This window comes from Methylobacterium sp. Leaf102 (assembly GCF_001422425.1).
Taxonomy (GTDB): domain Bacteria; phylum Pseudomonadota; class Alphaproteobacteria; order Rhizobiales; family Beijerinckiaceae; genus Methylobacterium.
On the sequence record NZ_LMMX01000023.1, the window covers coordinates 108,257 to 125,203 of the forward strand.

Here is a 16,947-nt window from a genome sequence, read left to right on the forward strand (position 1 = left end):
CTGCCGCAAAACCCAAAAATCATTCAAGTCATTGTTTCAGTGATTTAATTTAAATGGACTGGACTTGGTCCACTTCCTGCAAAATCATACTGACAAAGAGCGGGCAAACGCGTCTGATCCGCTCAAGAAACACTAGGGAGGATACCATGGAGCGTAGCCGCGACCTCGATCCCGTCGAGACGCAGGAATGGCTCGACTCACTCGATGGCGTCCTCGACGTCGACGGGCCGGAGCGGGCGCATTACCTGATCGAGCAAGTCATCGACGGAGCCCGCAAGAAGGGCGCCCCGGTCCCGTACTCGGCCAACACTGCGTATCTGAACACGATTCTGCCCCAGAACCAGGATCCGCATCCGGGCGACCGGGCCATCGAGCACCGCATCCGCTCGGCGATCCGCTGGAACGCCATCGCGATCATCCTGCGGGCCAACAAGGATTCCTCGGAGCTCGGCGGCCATATCGCCAGCTTCCAGTCGGCCGCCACCCTCTACGACACCGGCTTCATGCATTTCTGGCGCGGGGCCAACGCCGACCACGGCGGCGACCTCATCTACGTGCAGGGTCATTCCTCGCCCGGCGTCTACGCCCGCGCCTTCCTCGAAGGGCGCCTGACCGAGGAGCAGCTCCTCGGGTTCCGCCAGGAAGTCGGCGGCAAGGGCCTCTCCTCCTATCCGCATCCCTGGCTCATGCCGGATTTCTGGCAGTTCCCCACGGTCTCCATGGGCCTCGGCCCCCTGATGGCGATCTACCAAGCCCGCTTCCTGCGCTACCTGCATCACCGCGACCTCGCCAAGACCGACGGCCGCAAGGTCTGGGCCTTCATGGGCGACGGCGAGATGGACGAGCCCGAGAGCCTGGGTGCGATTGCCCTGGCCGCGCGTGAAAAACTCGACAACCTCGTCTTCGTCATCAACTGCAACCTGCAGCGCCTCGACGGGCCGGTGCGCGGCAACGGCAAGATCGTCCAGGAACTCGAGGCCGATTTCCGGGGGGCCGGCTGGAACGTCATCAAGGTGCTGTGGGGTTCGGGCTGGGACGCCCTGATCCAGAAGGACACCACCGGCATGCTGGCGCGCCTCATGGAGGAATGCGTCGACGGGCAGTATCAGGATTTCAAGTCGAAGAGCGGCGCCTACGTGCGTGAGCACTTCTTCGGCAAGTATCCGGAGACGGCGGCCCTGGTGGCCGACTGGACCGACGACGACATCTGGCGCCTGACCCGCGGCGGCCACGACCCGCGCAAGGTGTTCGCGGCCTACAGCGCCGCCTCCAAGCACAAGGGCCAACCGACCCTCATCCTCGCCAAGACCGTCAAGGGCTACGGCATGGGCGAGTCGGGCGAGGCTCAGAACATCACCCACCAGCAGAAGAAGATGGGCGAGGCGGTGCTCCGCCAGTTCCGCGACCGCTTCCAGATCGACCTCACCGACGACCAGCTGAAGGAGATCCCCTTCATCCGGTTCCCCGAAGGCAGCCCCGAGCACCGCTACCTCATGGCCCGGCGCGAGGCACTAGGCGGTCCCCTCCCCCTGCGGCGTCGGAAGTCGCACGCCCTGGAGATCCCGCCACTCTCGGCGTTCTCGGCCCAGCTCAAGGAGACCGCGGGCCGCGAGATCTCCACCACCATGGCGTTCGTGCGTATCCTCAACACGCTGCTGCGCGACAAGAACATCGGCAAGCGCATCGTGCCGATCGTGCCCGACGAGAGCCGCACCTTCGGCATGGAGGGCATGTTCCGCCAGTTCGGCATCTTCTCCCAGGTGGGCCAACTCTACCGGCCGGAAGATGCCAACCAACTGATGTACTACAAGGAGGACAAGAACGGTCAGATGCTCCAAGAGGGCATCAACGAGCCGGGCGCGATGTCGTCCTGGATCGCGGCCGCGACCTCTTACTCGCACTCCGACGCGCCGACGATCCCGTTCTACGTCTACTACTCGATGTTCGGCTTCCAGCGGGTCGGCGATCTGGCCTGGGCGGCGGGCGACATGCGCGCGCGCGGCTTCCTCATCGGTGGCACCGCCGGGCGCACCACCCTGAACGGCGAGGGCCTGCAGCACGAGGACGGCCACAGCCACCTCATCTCGTCGACCATCCCGAACTGCGTCTCCTACGACCCGACCTTCTCCTACGAAGTCGCCGTGATCGTGCAGGACGGCCTGCGCCGGATGTATGCCGAGCAGGAGGACGTGTTCTACTACATCACCGTGATGAACGAGAACTACGAGCACCCGGGCATGCCCGAGGGCGCGGAGGCCGGCATCATCAAGGGGATGTACCTGTTCAAGGAAGGCCCTGCGGAAAAGACCAAGGGCCACCGGGTGCAGCTGCTGGGCTCGGGCACCATCCTGCGCGAGGTCATCGCGGCGGCAGACCTGCTGGAGCAGGATTTCGGGATCGCGTCCGACATCTGGAGCTGCCCGAGCTTCACGGAGCTGCGCCGCGACGCCATGGCGGCGGAGCGCTGGAACCTGCTCCACCCCCTGGAGGGCAAGCGCCTCTCGCACGTCGAGACCTGCCTCTCGGGTCGCACCGGCCCGGTGGTCGCCGCCACCGACTACATGCGCCTGTTCGCCGACCAGATCCGCACCTGGGTTCCCGGACGCTACCGTGTGCTCGGCACCGACGGCTTCGGCCGCTCGGATTACCGGGCCCGCCTGCGCGACTTCTTCGAGGTCAACCGGCACTGGGTCGTGGTGGCGGCCCTGCACAGCCTCGCCGAGGAGGGTGTGATCCCGGCCCAGACGGTGGCCGACGCCATCGCCAAGTACGGCATCGACACGGACCGGCCGGCACCCTGGACCGTCTGATCCGCGCCCCGTCGGCCGCCGCATCCCGGCGGCCGACGCCTTGAGACTTCCCGACCCTTTCCATCGACGGACCGCACGAGGGAGCCCGCGAGAGGCTCCGACTCAACCAGGGAGATTGCGCAGTGGGTATCGAGATCCAGATTCCGGACATCGGCGACTTCAAGGACATCCCGATCATCGAGATCCACGTGAAGGAGGGCGACACGATCGGGCCCGACGATCCGCTGGTCTCGCTCGAATCCGACAAGGCGACCATGGACGTGCCCTCGCCGAGCGCGGGCGTGGTGGAGCGGATCCTGGTCAAGCTCGGCGACAAGGTGAGCGAGGGTTCGCCGCTCCTCGTGTTCAAGGGCGAGGGCGCCAAGGGCGACACCGCCGCGGCCGAGAAGGCCGCCGACGCGCCCGCGGGCGCCGACAGCGCCGCACTGCTCGCCAAGCAGGAGCCGGCCCCGAACGCCGCTCCGAGCCCTGCCCCGGCAGCCCCCGCCCCGGCAGCCCCCGCCGGCAGCATTCCGGACTTCTCCCAGGTCCATGCCAGCCCGGGCGTGCGCCGCCTGGCGCGCGAACTCGGGATCGACCTCACCACCATCAAGGGCACCGGCGAGAAGGGCCGGGTGACCAAGGAGGACGTGAAGGGTCACCTCACGCGCTCCGCCGCGCAGGCGCCCGGCGCCTCAGGCACGGCCGCGTTCTCGGGCGGCGGGATGGGCATCCCCGAGATCCCGGCCGTGGACTTCTCGAAGTTCGGCCCCACCGAGACCCGACCCCTGTCGCGGATCAAGAAGATCTCCGGCGCGCACCTGCACCGGTCCTGGCTCAACGTGCCGCTCGTCACCCACCAGGACGAATCGGACATCACCGAGACCGACGCCTACCGCAAGGAACTCGACAACGCGGGCAAGGAACTCAAGGACAAGGGCTACCGCGTCACCCTGCTGGCCTTCCTGATCAAGGCGGCGGTCTCTGGCTTACGCAAGCACCCCGAGTTCAACGCCTCGCTCTCGCCCGAGAAGGACGCGCTGATCCTCAAGCAATACTACAACATCGGCGTGGCGGTGGACACGCCGGACGGCCTCGTGGTCCCGGTGATCAAGGATGCCGACCGCAAGGGCATCGTCGAGATCAGCCGCGATCTCGGCGCGATCTCGGCGAAAGCCCGCGACGGCAAGCTCAGCGCCGCCGACATGCAGGGCGCGACCTTCTCGATCTCCAGCCTCGGCGGCATCGGCGGCACGTCCTTCACGCCGCTCGTCAACGCGCCCGAGGTCGCCATCCTGGGCGTCGCCCGCTCCAAGATGACGCCGGTCTGGAACGGCACGGAGTTCAAGCCGCGCCTGATCGTGCCGCTCTCCCTCTCCTACGACCACCGCGTCATCGACGGCGCGCTCGCCGCGCGCTTCGCCCGCCACCTCGCCCACGTCCTCGAGGACGTCCGGCGCCTCGTCGTCTGACGAGACCCGGCCAGCGCGAACTCAAGTGAGGTGACACGATGAGCAGCAACAGCATCCATCTGCCGGATATCGGCGACTTCAAGAACGTGCCCGTCATCGAGGTCAGCGTCAGCCCCGGCGACGTGATTTCCGTCGACGACGTCATCGTCGTGCTGGAATCCGACAAGGCCACCATGGACATCCCGTCCCCGGTTGCCGGCACGGTGGCCGAGGTGCGGATCAAGGCGGGCGACACGGTCAGCCAGGGCGACCTGATCCTGGTGATGGCCGAGGCCGCCGCCGCGACGGGCACGCCGAAGCCGAGCCCGGCCGGCATGGGCGCCGCCGCAGCCCACGCACCAGGCGAAGGCCAGGCCGGCTACGGCTCGGCCGCGACCCAGGGCGGCCACGGTGCCGCCGAGGCCGCCGCACCGAAGGGCGCGGCGGCGGTCTCCGGCGAGGAGATGCGGGCGCAGGTGCTCGTCATCGGCGCCGGGCCCGGCGGCTACACCGCCGCGTTCCGGGCGGCCGATCTCGGCCAGTCGGTGGTGCTCGTCGAGCGCTGGCCCAGTCTCGGCGGCGTCTGCCTCAACGTCGGCTGCATTCCGTCGAAGGCCCTGCTGCACGCCGCGAAGGTCATCGACGAGAGCCACGCCATGGCGGCGCACGGCATCTCCTTCACCGCGCCGCAGATCGACATCGACAAGCTGCGCGAATGGAAGGACGGCGTGGTCAAGCGCCTCACCGGCGGCCTCTCGGGTCTCGCCAAGCAGCGCAAGGTCACGGTGGTGACGGGCGAGGCCCGCTTCGTCAGTCCGAACCAGGTCGCGGTGGAGCACGAGGGCCGGACCCGCGTGATCGGCTTCGACCACGCCATCATCGCCGCCGGCTCCGAGCCGGTGCAGATGCCGTTCATCCCGCACGACGACCCGCGCGTCATCGACTCGACGGGGGCGCTCGAACTCGACGGCGTGCCGGCCCGCCTGCTCGTGATCGGCGGCGGCATCATCGGGCTGGAGATGGCCACCGTCTACCACGCGCTCGGCTCCAAGGTGACCATCGTCGAGCTGATGGACCAGATCATCCCCGGTGCCGACAAGGATATGGTCACGCCGCTGATGAAGCGGATCCAGAAGCAGTACGAGGCCATCCACCTCAAGGCCAAGGTCACGGCCGTCGCGGCGACGCCGGAGGGCCTGAAGGTGTCGTTCGAGGGCGGTACCGCGCCGGCGACCGACATCTTCGACAAGGTGCTGGTCTCGGTGGGGCGGCGCCCGAACGGCAAGCGCATCGGCGCGGAGGCGGCGGGCGTCGCCGTGGACGAGCGCGGCTTCATCGCCGTCGACAAGCAGATGCGCACCAACGTGCCCCACATCTTCGCCATCGGCGACGTGGTCGGCCAGCCGATGCTGGCCCACAAGGCGACGCACGAGGGCAAGGTCGCGGCCGAGGTGGCGGCGGGCAAGAGCAGCGTCTTCGACGCCAAGGTGATCCCCTCGGTGGCCTACACCGACCCGGAGGTGGCCTGGGTCGGCATGACCGAGAACGAGGCCAAGGCGAAGGGCATCAAGGTCGGCAAGGGCGTGTTCCCGTGGGCGGCCTCCGGGCGCTCCCTGGCGCTCGGCCGCGAGGAGGGCCTGACCAAGGTGCTGTTCGACCCCGAGACCGACCGCATCCTCGGCTGCGGCATCGTCGGCCCGTCGGCCGGCGACCTCATCGCGGAGGCGGCCCTCGCCATCGAGATGGGTGCGGATGCCGAGGATATCGGCCTGACCATCCACCCGCACCCGACCCTGTCGGAGACGATCGGGCTGGCGGCCGAAGCCTTCGAGGGCACCATCACCGACCTCTACATGCCCAGGAAGGACGGGCCCAAGAAGGCCCACTGACCTTATCGAACCGGCGCGGCGACCCATTTGGGGGCCGCGCCGACAGGACGACCCAGCCTCCGTGCCATGCGGCACGGGGGACGGGGACGGCCGTGCCGAGCACGGACAGGGGGTGCGGCCCGCGACCGGCCCCCTCGCGTCCCCCATCAGCAACCGACGCGTGGACCGTACGAGATCATGAGCAACGAAGCAGACCTGCGGGCGCCCGGCGCCGTCGCCAATGCCGATGCGGGCACCGAGGCCGCCCTGGAGCGCGCCGCCCTCGACTATCACCGCTTTCCCACGCCCGGTAAGATCTCGGTCCAGCCGACCAAGGACATGTCGACCCAGCGCGACCTCGCGCTCGCCTACTCGCCCGGCGTCGCGGCCGCCTGCATGGCGATCAAGCACGACCCGGAGGAGGCCTACAGCCTGACCTCGCGCGGCAACCTCGTCGCCGTGATCACCAACGGCACCGCCGTGCTGGGCCTGGGCAACATCGGTGCGCTCGCCGGCAAGCCCGTGATGGAGGGCAAGGGCTGCCTGTTCAAGAAGTTTGCCGGCATCGACGTGTTCGACATCGAGATCGACGAGACCGATCCCGAGAAGCTCATCGAGATCATCGCCAAGCTGGAGCCGACCTTCGGCGGCATCAACCTCGAGGACATCAAGGCCCCCGAGTGCTTCACCATCGAGACCCGCCTGCGCGAGCGGATGAAGATCCCGGTGTTCCACGACGACCAGCACGGCACCGCCATCGTGGCGGCCGCCGCCCTGCTCAACGCCCTGCAGGTGGTGGGCAAACCGATCGAGCAGGTCCGCCTCGTCTGTTCGGGCGCCGGTGCGGCGGCCATCGCCTGCCTCAACATCCTCGTCGGCCTCGGACTGGCCCGTGAGAACATCCTCGTCTGCGATAGCCGCGGGGTGATCTCCACGGACCGCCTCGGCGCCCTCGACGACCAGAAGGCAGCCTACGCGCGGGACACCCAGGCCCGCACCCTGGGTGACGCCATCGTGGGGGCGGACATCTTCCTCGGCGTGTCGCAGGGCGGCGTGCTGAAGCCCGAGATGGTCGCCGGCATGGCGGAGAGGCCCATCATCCTGGCGCTCGCCAACCCCGATCCGGAGATCCTGCCCGATCTCGCCCGCTCCGTGCGGCCGGACTGCCTCATGGCCACGGGCCGCTCGGACTACCCGAACCAGGTCAACAACGTCCTGTGCTTCCCGTTCATCTTCCGCGGCGCCCTCGATGTCGGCGCCACCGAGATCAACGAGGCGATGAAGCTCGCCGCCGTGCGCGCCATCGCGGACCTCGTCCACGCCGAATCCTCCGACGTGGTCAGCGCCGCCTACGGCGCGCAGGACCTGAGCTTCGGCCCGGACTACCTCATCCCGCGCCCGTTCGATCCGCGCCTCATCACCTCCGTGGCGCCCGCCGTCGCCAAGGCCGCCATGGACAGCGGCGTCGCTGCCCGGCCCATCGCCGATCTCGACGCCTACCGCCGCTCGCTCCAGCGCTTCGTCTACACCTCCGGCACGGTGATGCAGCCGGTCTTCGCGGCGGCCTCCGAATCCGGCCTCAAGCGGGTCGCCTTCGCCGAGGGCGAGGACGACCGGGTGCTGCGCGCCGCGCAGGTGGTGGTCGACGAGCGCCTGGCGTTCCCTGTGCTCGTCGGCCGCTCCGATGTCATCGCGGCCCGGATCAAGTCCCTGAGCCTGCGCCTCAAGGTCGGCGAGACCGTCGAGGTGGTGGGAGCGGAGGGGAACGCCACCCGCGCCGCCGCGACTATGCTCCGCGAGGGCCGGGTGGATGGCCTGCTCTGCGGCACCCTCGGCCCCTATGCGGGACACCTGACCCAGGTCTCCGAGGTGATCGGCCGGGCAGCGGGTGCCGAACACCTGGCCGCCATGGGCCTGCTGCAGCTGCCGCGCCACACGGTCTTCATCTGCGATCCCTACATTCACGCCGATCCGAGCGCGGAGGAAATCGCCGGGATGACGGTGCTGGCGGCGGCCGAGATGCGCCGCTTCGGCCAGACCCCGCGCGTCGCCCTGGTGTCGCATTCGAGCTTCGGCAGCGCCGACGACGCGGAAGCCCGCAAGATGCGGGACGCCCTCGCGCTCATCCGCGCCCGCGCGCCCGACCTCGAGATCGACGGAGAGATGCCGGCCGACGCGGCCCTGAGCCGGACGATCCTCACCCGGCTCAAGCCGGAGACCACCTTGAGCGCCGAGGCCAACCTGCTGATCATGCCCAATCTCGGGGCCGCCAACATCACCTTCAACGCCCTCAAGGTTGTGTCCGGCCAGGGCGTCTCCATCGGCCCGATCCTGCTCGGCGCGGCGAAACCCGTGCACATCCTCACGCCCACCACCACCGTGCGGGGCATCGTCAACATGACGGCCCTGACGGCGGCCTCGGCGGCGTCGGAGGACTGATCGGACCTGAACCGAGACCTGACCTTCGCCGCCCGGAACCAGGCGGCGAAGGCGACTCGCCGGGCCGTCAGTCGGCCATGGTGGGAGCGATCCGTAGGGAGAAATGCGCGCCCGGGCGATCGGTGGCGATTTCGAGGGGGCCGCCGAGTTGGCGCGCGAGGCTGTTGACGATCCGCATGCCGAGGCTGGCGCGGCGTGGCGCCGTCGGGTCGAACCCCTCCGGCAGGCCGACGCCGTCGTCGGAGACGGAGAGGTGGAGGCCGCCCGCAGCACCGTCGTCCGCGCCGACGTCGCGGACCGTGATGCGGATCTCGCCGGCACCCTCCGGGTAGGCGTACTTGATGGCGTTGGTCACGAGCTCGTTGACGAACAGGCCGAGCGGGATCGCGAGGTCCGCCGGGATGTTCACCGTCTGCGCCCGGCAGACCAGGGTGTGGTGCGGTGCGCTCTCCTGCAGGCGGGCGCAGAGCGCCTCGAGGAACCCCGCGACGTCGATGGCCTCCAGGCTCGGCTGGCGCCAGAGCTGGTCGTGAACCTGGGCCACCGCCTCGACCCGGGTGCGGGCGTCGGCGAGCGCCGCCTTCACGTCCTCGTTGTCGGAGCCCCGCGCCTGGAGCCCGAGGAAGCCCGCCACCACCGCGAGGCTGTTCTTCACCCGGTGGCTCATCTCCCGGGACAGGAGTTCCTGACGCTCCACGGCGGCCTTGAGCCGGGCCTCGGCGCGCTGGCGCTCGATCGCGCCGCCGACGAGGTTGGCGAAGCCCTGCATGAAGGCGATGTCCGCCTCCTCGAACTGGCCCTCGCGGGTGTCGTCGACTTCCAGGACGCCGTAATTGCCGTCGCGGTTGGCGATGAGCACGTTGATGGCCCGGCGGATGCCGTGGTCGGCCATGAGCTTCGGCGTACGGAACCGCGTCTCGTCCTGGAGGTGATTCGAGATCACCGGCCGGCCGGTCTTGAGGGCGTAGCCGGCCGGCGAGGCGAGGTCCGCCCCGATGATGGCCGTGCCGACGGCATCCGCCGCCCAGCCGACGCCGGCGCAGACGAGGAGGCAATCCTGATACGGCTTGTATTCCAGCGCCTTGCAGAACTGGGCCTCCATGCCTTCGGCGCAGAGTTCCGTGGCCCGCTGGAGCAGGGGCAGCAACTCCGTGGCCCGCAGGGCCTCGACGCCGAAATCGGACAGGATCGCCTGCTGGCGCAGGCGGATCGCCAGGGCCTTGGGGGCGAGTTCGGGCATACGATCACGGGTCCGGACTTGAGATGGGGCGTTCAGGCTTCTTCTTGCGGCCCTTGGCGGCGCCTCGCAAGGGCACGAACCCGTGCCCGCCGCGGCGGTGCCCCTGCTTCGGCGCAAATCCCTGGCGCGCAGCTTCGATTCTCATCGCCCCTCGACCGGGCGCCGCATCAGATCTCGATCTCGGTCCCGACTTCCACGAGCTGGCGGGTCGGCACGCAGAAATGCGCGCCCGTGCGCTCGGCGTTGCGCAGGAGGAACGCGAACAGGCCCTCGCGCCAATCGGCCATGCCGCGATGGTCGCTCTTCGGGATGATGGTCTCGTGGCCGATGAAGATCGTGAGATCCTCCACCCATTCGGCCGGCAGCTTGCCGGCCTCGACGGCGCAGGCCAGCCCCTCGGGGATCGACGCATCCTCCATGAAGCCGTACCGCAGGGTCAGCCGGGTGATGTCCGGCGTCACTGCCGAGACCTGGGCCCGCCCGTCGCGTGGCACCACCGGCGCCTCCTCGTAGAGGGCGGTGATGATGAGGATGCGCTTGTGCAGGGCGTGGGACCGCTCGACGAAGCGGGACATGTGGAGCGGGATGCCGCTCGTCGCCGAGGACAGGAAGGCGGCGCGGCCCGGCAGGATGAGCGGGGGATCGCGGCGCAGCTGCTCAAGGAACTCGGCCTCGGGCTGGCGCAGATGGACCCGCGCCGCCTCCACCAGTTGGGTGCCCTTGCGCCAGGTCAGCATCAGGAACGCGACGAGGCCGGCCAGTAGGAGCGGAAACCAGCCGCCCTCGAACAGCTTCACGCTGTTGGCGCTGAGGAACACGAGATCGATGGCGAGGAAGAACCCGTTGACGGCGAAGACCGCCACGGGGTTGTAGCCCCACTTCAACGCCACGAGGGCGGCCAGCAGGGTGGTGATGGCCATGAGCGAGGACACGGCGATGCCGTAGGCCCCCGCCAGGGCATCGGACGAGCCGAAGATCAGCACGGCGCTGATGGTGGCGGCCGCGAGCAGCCAGTTCACCACCGGCACGTAGATCTGCCCGCGCTCGTGCCGGGCGGTGTGCACCACCCGCATGGGCGGCAGGAATCCGAGCTGGATCGATTGCTGGGTCAGTGAGAACGCGCCCGAGATGATCGCCTGCGAGGCGATGACGGTGGCGAGCGTCGCGAGCCCGATGAGCGGATAATGCGCCCAGTCGGGGGCAAGCCGGTAGAACGGGTTCTCGAGGGCGTCGGGCTCGGCGAGCAGGAGCGCGCCCTGCCCGAAATAGTGGATCACCAGGGCCGGCAGCACGAGGCCGAACCACGAGACCCGGATCGGGCCGGCGCCGAAATGCCCGAGATCGGCGTACATCGCCTCGCCGCCGGTCACCGCCAGGAACGCCGCGCCCAGCATGGCGAAGCTGACGTGCCAGCCGGCATGCAGCAGGAAATCGACGGCGCGCAGGGGGTTCACCGCGCCGAGGATCTGCGGCGCGTGCACGATGCCGCCGAGCCCCATCAGCGCGAGGACGAGGAACCAGACCAGCATGACGGGCCCGAAGATGCGTCCGATGAAGGCCACCCCCTTGCTCTGGACGAGGAACAGCCCGACCAGGATCGCCAGGGTGATGGGGACGACGAAGCGCGACAGGCCGGGCGCATCGACCTTCAGGCCCTCGACGGCGCTCAGCACCGAGATGGCCGGCGTGATCGCCCCATCGCCATACAGAAGCGCCGCGCCGACGAGGCCGACGACGAGGAGCACGCCGGCCCACGAGCCCGGTTTCGCGTGGCGCGCCCCGAGGAGCGCCAGCATGGCGACGATGCCGCCCTCGCCCCGGTTGTCGGCCCGCAGGATCAACACCGCGTACTTGATGGAGACGATGAGGATCAGCGCCCACAGGATCAGCGACACCGCGCCCGTGACGGCGATGGGGGTCGGCGGGGCGCCGGCGCTCGCCGCCCGCACCGCCTCCTTGAAGGCGTAGAGCGGGCTCGTGCCGATATCGCCGTAGACGATGCCGAGGGCGCCGACGAGCGCGGCCGGGCGCGCGAGCCCCGCCTGCCCCGTCCGGGTCCGATCTCGCGACCGGGTCTGATCTTGGGACAAGTTCGGATCTCCGGCAGGGCGCCTCGGCGACGCCTCTTCTCCGCCGAGGTAGGAGGATCGAGGGCCTGCGTCCAGGGATGAGAGCGAGCATCCGGACGTGTCACGCAGGTCCGGCTGAGCCTCTTACGCGTCCGTCCGGATCAGCGCGGCGAGATCGTCGGAACAGATGCCACCGCGCGCGATCCCGTGGACCGGAACGGCGACGTGCCGGCGGATGGCCGACGCCACCGTCTCCAGACCCGTCGGGGCGTCCGGACTCTCGCACACGACGACCCCGCGCAAGGCCACCCCATGGCCGCGCAGGGTCTCGGCGGCCGTCAGCGCATGACTGATGGCGCCGAGATAGGAGCCGGAGACGAGGAGGGCGGGCACGGACAGGGCCTTGAGCCAGTCGAGGCCGGTGTGGTCGTCCGTCACCGGACTCATGAGGCCGCCGACGCCCTCGATCAGCAGTGTCGTGCCCGGCGGCGCCGCCCTCATCTCGGTCCGGCACCAGGCGACGAGATCGGCCAGGGCCAGGGTCCGGCCTTCGCGCGCGGCGGCGAGATCGGGGGCGAGGGGCGCGGTGAAGCGCCAGGGCGAGCAGGCGGCGACGCTGCCGGGCGTGAGGCCGAGCCCCTGCGCCTCCAGGAGGATCGCCGTGTCGCTTTGCCGAAACGCCGGATCATCGACGGGCGGCACCCCGCTCGCCACGGGCTTGAGGGTGCGGATTCCGTGCCCCTGCGCCCGCAGGCACCGGGTCAGGGCCGCGGTGACGTAGGTCTTGCCGATCTCGGTCCCGGCGCCGGCGACGAAGACGGCGCGGCCACTCACTTCTCCACGAACGCCTTCTCGATGACGTAGTGGCCGGCCTCGCCGTGATTGCCCTCCTCGTAGCCCCCATCGGTGAGGAGCTGGCGGGTGTCGCGGATCATGTCGGGCGAGCCGCAGAGCATGAAGCGGTCGTTCTCCACCGACATCGGCGGCAGGCCGATATCCTCGAACAGCTTGCCGGAGGTCATCAGGTCGGTGATGCGGCCGCGGTTGCGGAAAGGCTCGCGCGTCACCGTCGGATAGTAGATCAGACCGGCGCTGATCACCTCGCCGAGGAACTCGTGGTTCGGCAGATCCTGCGTGATGGTCTCGCCGTAGGCGAGTTCCTGCACCTGCCGGCAGCCGTGAACGAGCACGACCTTCTCGAAGCGCTCGTAGGTCTCCGGGTCCTTGATGATCGACATGAACGGGGCGAGCCCGGTGCCGGTGCCGAGCAGGTAGAGGTGTTTGCCGGACATCAGGTTGTCGAGCACCAGGGTGCCGGTGGGCTTCTTGCCGACGATGATCGGGTCGCCGACCTTGAGGTGCTGCAGCTTCGAGGTGAGCGGGCCGTTCGGCACCTTGATGGAGAAGAACTCCAGCTCCTCCTCGTAATTGGCCGACACGACGCTGTAGGCGCGCAGCAGCGGACGGCCCTCGACCTCGAGGCCCATCATCACGAACTCGCCGTTGCGGAAGCGGAAGGCGGGATCACGGGTGGTGCGGAAGGAGAACAGGGTGTCCGTCCAGTGGTGGACGGAGAGCACGCGCTCCTCGTTGAACTTACTCATCGCCGGGTCCGTCTCGAATCTCGAAGCTTTGCGGGGTCTTCTCGCACCTGCGGCGCCCGCGTCAAGACGGTCCGGGCGCGCAGGTGCCCCGCACCACCCGGGTGCGGACAGTTTGGCTGCAACCGTTTGGAATCGCTCTGAATTAATCCAAAGGCTCCGGATGCGCCCGGGTGCCGGGTCAGAGCGGCTTCAGCCCCGCCTCGATCTCGGCGCGGCGCCCTTCGAGGAAGGGCGGCAGTGCCAGATGCTGCCCCAGGGTCTCCAGGGGCTCGTCGGCGGTGAAGCCGGGGCCGTCCGTGGCGATCTCGAACAGGATGCCGTTGGGCTCGCGGAAATACAGGCTTTGGAAATAGAACCGGTCGATGGGGCCGCTCGTCGGCATGCGCTTCACCTTCAGGCGGTCGGCCCAGGCTGCGTAATCCGCATCCGGGATCCGGAAGGCGACGTGGTGGACGCTGCCCGCCCCCTGGCGCGCGGGCGGCAGGTCCGGCTGCGACAGGAGATGGAGTTCGGCGGCCGGTCCCCCCTCCCCCATGCGCCAGACACGGATGGCGCCCTCCGGCAGTTCGTAGGTGCGGTCGTGACTCATCCCCAGAACGTCGGCCAGCACCGCTTCCGTGCGCTCGCCCTGTGCCACGGTGAGGCGGATCGGGCCGAGGCCGCGGATCTGGTGCTCGGCCGGCACGGGGCTGTGCTCCCAGGGGTGGGCCGGGCCCTCGCCGCCATCGTCGACGAGCAGGAAGCGCTGCCCCTCCGCGTCCTCGAAATCGAGGCTAAGGCGCCCGTCGCGCTCCACCGGCACCGCATGGGCGACGCCCTGCCGGGCGAGGTGCGCACGCCACCATTCGACCGATGCCGTCCCTGCCACGCGCAGGCCCGTGCGGGTGATGCTGTTGGTGCCGCGCCGCTCGGGCGCCGCCGGCCAATCGAAGAAGGTCAGGTCCGTACCGGGCGACGCGAGGCCGTCGGCGTAGAACAGGTGGTAGGCCGAGACGTCGTCCTGGTTCACCGTCTTCTTCACCAGCCGCAGGCCCAGCGTCCGGGTGTAGAACGCCGCGTTGTCGGCGGCTCGCGCCGTGACGGCGGTGAGGTGGTGGATTCCGGTGAGTTGCATCGGGCGGGTCCGGCCTGTGGCGCGAGGAGAGTTGGGGATCAGATGGGGCCGGCCGCCGCGAATGACAAAGCCGCGGGGTGGCCTGGACGGCGATCCCGTTATCTCGGCTGGTGGGCGATCCCATCCCCTGGAATCCGCGCCACGCCTGTGCTGGCGGCGATTCCGCGGGATCCGGCGCGAACCCACGGAACGGCACGACTTCGCATAGGCAGAGGCCGCACAGGCACAGCATCGCACATCTACGACCCCGCACAGGCGCGACCACCGGCTCGCTCCCATATCGCCGAGAAGCCTGCTGTTCCGCGGGAGGCTGGCGGCGGCGCCCGGCAAGACCCGTTCAGGGGGCGCGCCGAAGCGGATTCCCTGGCCGTGATTCCGTGGTGTAGCGCCCTCAGAACGCCCCGACGAGGAGACCCAGGCCAGCGGCGGCGAGGCCTGCCCCGGCAACCCGAAGCGCAGGGCGAGTCTTATGGTGCGTGACCGTAAAGCCGAGGCCGAGCCCGGCGGCATGGAGAAGCGCGGTGGCGATGAGGAAGCCGAGGCCGTAGGCCAGCCCCGAGGCGGCGCCGGGCATCTCGGCCCCGTGCGCGAAACCGTGAAACACCGCGAACGCCCCAACCAGCGCCATGGCGCCAGCGACGGGCGGCACGGCGCCCAGGGCCAGGACCGCCCCAAGGACGACGACCGAGAGGGCGATGCCGGTCTCCACGTAGGGAAAGCTCAGGCCGGCGGCACCGGCCGCGCCGCCGACCGCCATCATGGCGAGGAACGCCGCCGGCACGAGGAGGCATGCCCGCCCGCCGATCCGCGCCGCGATGAGCCCTACGGCCACCATGGCGAGGACATGGTCGAGGCCGCCGAGGGGATGGAGGAAGCCCTGCTGCAGGGTCGTCGCCTCGTGCCCCGGATGAGCCAGGGCGGGTGTGGCGATCACCAGGGCCAGGGGTAGGATCGCCGCGCGGGCGAAGAGCGTCGGCAGGGCAAAGAGCATCGCGGATCCGGGGAGCAGTGGCAGGCGAGCGCAGTGTAGCAACCGCCATGCCTCCGGCGCCATCCTAGAAGTCTGTAGGCCGGCCGGCGGCCACGACCAGCATCTTTCCGTCGGCGAAGGTGCGTGCGCCGGCGCGGCGGATGTCCGCCTGGGTCACGTTGGCGACGAGGTCGTTGCGGCGGGCGATATAGTCCATGCCCAAGCCCTCGAAGGCGATCTGGGCGAGCTGGTGGGCGATCTTCGTCGAGGTGTCGAAGCCCAGCGCGTAGGAGCCGGTGAGGTAATCCTTGGCCTTCTGCAATTCCTCGTCGGACGGCCCCTCGGCGATGAGCCGGCCGATCTCGTCGCCGATCACCAACAGGGCCTCGGCCACGCGCTCGTTCTTGGTGGCGGTGTAGCCCCAGGTCATGGCGGAAGCGCGGTGGCTGACGAGGGAGGTGCCCACCGAATAGGCGAGGCCGCGCTTCTCGCGCACTTCCTGGAACAGGCGGGAGGTGAAGGAGCCGCCGCCGAGGATATGGTTCAGCACGTAGGCCGGGATGAAGTCGGGGTCGCGCCACGGTACGCCGCCCATGCCGAAGCGCAGGACCGATTGCGGCACGTCGATATCGACGACGTGGCGCTGGCCGAGGTTCTGCACCTCGGTCTGCGGCACCGCCGTGAGGGGCTCGGCGAGATCGAGACGGCCGAAGGCACGCTCCAGGGCATCGGCGAGGCGCGCGGCGTCGATGGCGCCCACTGCCGCGACCTTCACGGCGCCGCGGCCGACGAGCTTGCGGTGCATGGCCACGAGGTCGTCGCGGGTAATGGCGGCGATGCTCTCGGCCGTGCCGGAGGACGGCCGGGCGTAGGGATGGCCGCGATAAGCCTCGGCGAAGAAGCGGCGCGAGGCCATCACGCCGGGGTCGTTCTGCTGGTAGCGCAGGCCGGCGAGGGTCTGGGCCCGCACGCGCTCGATGGCGTCGGGGTCGAGGCGGGGCTTCGCCAGCGCCAGGGCCAGGAGATCGATGGCCTCGTCGGCGTGCTTGACCAGCATCTTGAGGGAGCCGCCCAGCGCATCGGCCCCGGCATGGAACGACAGCTCGATGGCACGCGCCGCGAGGCGCTCCTGGAACGCATCGGAGACGAGGTCCCCGGCGCCCTCGTCGAGGAGGCGGGCCAGCATCTGGGCGACGCCGGCCTTGCCCTCCGGGTCCTGGGCCGCGCCGCCCTCGAAGGTGAAGGCGATGGCGATGAGCGGCACCACCTGGGATTCGACGTGCCAGGCCTCGATGCCGGCGGCGGTGGCGACGGGCACGGCCTGCGTCGGCGAGTTGGCCGAGCGGATGGCGGTGTCGACCAGTTGGGGAGCCATGGTCATGGAAACCTCGTTGTGCTGGGTC

Annotated in this window: 11 protein-coding genes; 4 read left to right on the forward strand and 7 right to left on the reverse strand. The window is 69.5% G+C overall.

Annotated elements, in window-relative coordinates; translation table 11 throughout:
- Positions 1–146 precede the first annotated feature (146 nt).
- The 4 genes from aceE to ASF27_RS12060 all read left to right on the forward strand — a co-directional run bounded on the left by aceE (position 147) and on the right by ASF27_RS12060 (position 8,547).
- A complete protein-coding gene (gene aceE / locus ASF27_RS12045) occupies positions 147–2,810 on the forward strand; it encodes a pyruvate dehydrogenase (acetyl-transferring), homodimeric type (RefSeq protein WP_056360385.1) in 2,664 nt (887 codons plus the stop codon).
- Positions 2,811–2,872: 62 nt separating this feature from the next.
- Positions 2,873–4,261 (forward strand): dihydrolipoyllysine-residue acetyltransferase, encoded by a 1,389-nt coding sequence (aceF, locus tag ASF27_RS12050; RefSeq protein WP_082479044.1) that lies wholly within the window; start codon positions 2,873–2,875, stop codon positions 4,259–4,261.
- A 38-nt stretch (positions 4,262–4,299) separates the two neighbouring features.
- On the forward strand, positions 4,300–6,129 hold the full coding sequence (gene lpdA, locus ASF27_RS12055) for a dihydrolipoyl dehydrogenase (protein ID WP_056360389.1): 1,830 nt from the start codon (positions 4,300–4,302) through the stop codon (positions 6,127–6,129).
- A gap of 177 nt (positions 6,130–6,306) precedes the next feature.
- Positions 6,307–8,547 carry an NADP-dependent malic enzyme gene (locus ASF27_RS12060; RefSeq protein ID WP_082479046.1) on the forward strand — a complete coding sequence of 747 codons (2,241 nt, stop codon included), beginning with the start codon at positions 6,307–6,309 and terminating at the stop codon, positions 8,545–8,547.
- A 67-nt stretch (positions 8,548–8,614) separates the two neighbouring features.
- Here ASF27_RS12060 and ASF27_RS12065 read toward each other — a convergent pair whose 3' ends face one another.
- The 7 genes from ASF27_RS12065 to ASF27_RS12095 form a co-directional block, all read right to left on the reverse strand.
- Positions 8,615–9,787 carry a histidine kinase dimerization/phosphoacceptor domain -containing protein gene (locus ASF27_RS12065; RefSeq protein WP_056360391.1) on the reverse strand — a complete coding sequence of 391 codons (1,173 nt, stop codon included), beginning with the start codon at positions 9,785–9,787 and terminating at the stop codon, positions 8,615–8,617.
- 167 nt (positions 9,788–9,954) lie between these two features.
- Entirely contained in the window at positions 9,955–11,877 is a 1,923-nt protein-coding gene (locus ASF27_RS12070; RefSeq protein ID WP_056360394.1) for a KUP/HAK/KT family potassium transporter, read from the reverse strand.
- A 123-nt stretch (positions 11,878–12,000) separates the two neighbouring features.
- Positions 12,001–12,690, reverse strand: a complete 690-nt coding sequence (gene bioD / locus ASF27_RS12075) for a dethiobiotin synthase (protein WP_056360397.1) — start codon at positions 12,688–12,690, stop codon at positions 12,001–12,003.
- Complete coding sequence (locus ASF27_RS12080) at positions 12,687–13,460, reverse strand: ferredoxin--NADP reductase (RefSeq protein ID WP_056360402.1); 774 nt, start codon at positions 13,458–13,460, stop codon at positions 12,687–12,689. Before ASF27_RS12080 ends, bioD begins: the two co-directional genes overlap by 4 nt.
- Positions 13,461–13,638: 178 nt before the next feature.
- A complete protein-coding gene (locus ASF27_RS12085) occupies positions 13,639–14,574 on the reverse strand; it encodes a ring-cleaving dioxygenase (RefSeq protein ID WP_056360405.1) in 936 nt (311 codons plus the stop codon).
- 391 nt (positions 14,575–14,965) lie between these two features.
- Positions 14,966–15,565: a HupE/UreJ family protein gene (locus ASF27_RS12090; protein WP_056360408.1), complete on the reverse strand. Its 600-nt coding sequence runs from the start codon at positions 15,563–15,565 to the stop codon at positions 14,966–14,968.
- Between the two features lie 64 nt (positions 15,566–15,629).
- On the reverse strand, positions 15,630–16,925 hold the full coding sequence (locus ASF27_RS12095) for a pitrilysin family protein (protein ID WP_082479047.1): 1,296 nt from the start codon (positions 16,923–16,925) through the stop codon (positions 15,630–15,632).
- Between the last annotated feature and the right edge of the window lie 22 nt (positions 16,926–16,947).

Excerpts from the sequence above, each read along its gene's own strand:
- ASF27_RS12090 (WP_056360408.1), bottom strand. The coding sequence starts at position 15,565 with ATGCTCTTTGCCCTGCCGACGCTCTTCGCCCGCGCGGCGATCCTACCC.
- ASF27_RS12085 (WP_056360405.1), bottom strand. The coding sequence starts at position 14,574 with ATGCAACTCACCGGAATCCACCACCTCACCGCCGTCACGGCGCGAGCC.
- ASF27_RS12065 (WP_056360391.1), bottom strand. The coding sequence starts at position 9,787 with ATGCCCGAACTCGCCCCCAAGGCCCTGGCGATCCGCCTGCGCCAGCAG.
- ASF27_RS12095 (WP_082479047.1), bottom strand. The coding sequence starts at position 16,925 with ATGACCATGGCTCCCCAACTGGTCGACACCGCCATCCGCTCGGCCAAC.
- ASF27_RS12060 (WP_082479046.1), top strand. The coding sequence starts at position 6,307 with ATGAGCAACGAAGCAGACCTGCGGGCGCCCGGCGCCGTCGCCAATGCC.
- aceE (WP_056360385.1), top strand. The coding sequence starts at position 147 with ATGGAGCGTAGCCGCGACCTCGATCCCGTCGAGACGCAGGAATGGCTC.
- lpdA (WP_056360389.1), top strand. The coding sequence starts at position 4,300 with ATGAGCAGCAACAGCATCCATCTGCCGGATATCGGCGACTTCAAGAAC.
- ASF27_RS12080 (WP_056360402.1), bottom strand. The coding sequence starts at position 13,460 with ATGAGTAAGTTCAACGAGGAGCGCGTGCTCTCCGTCCACCACTGGACG.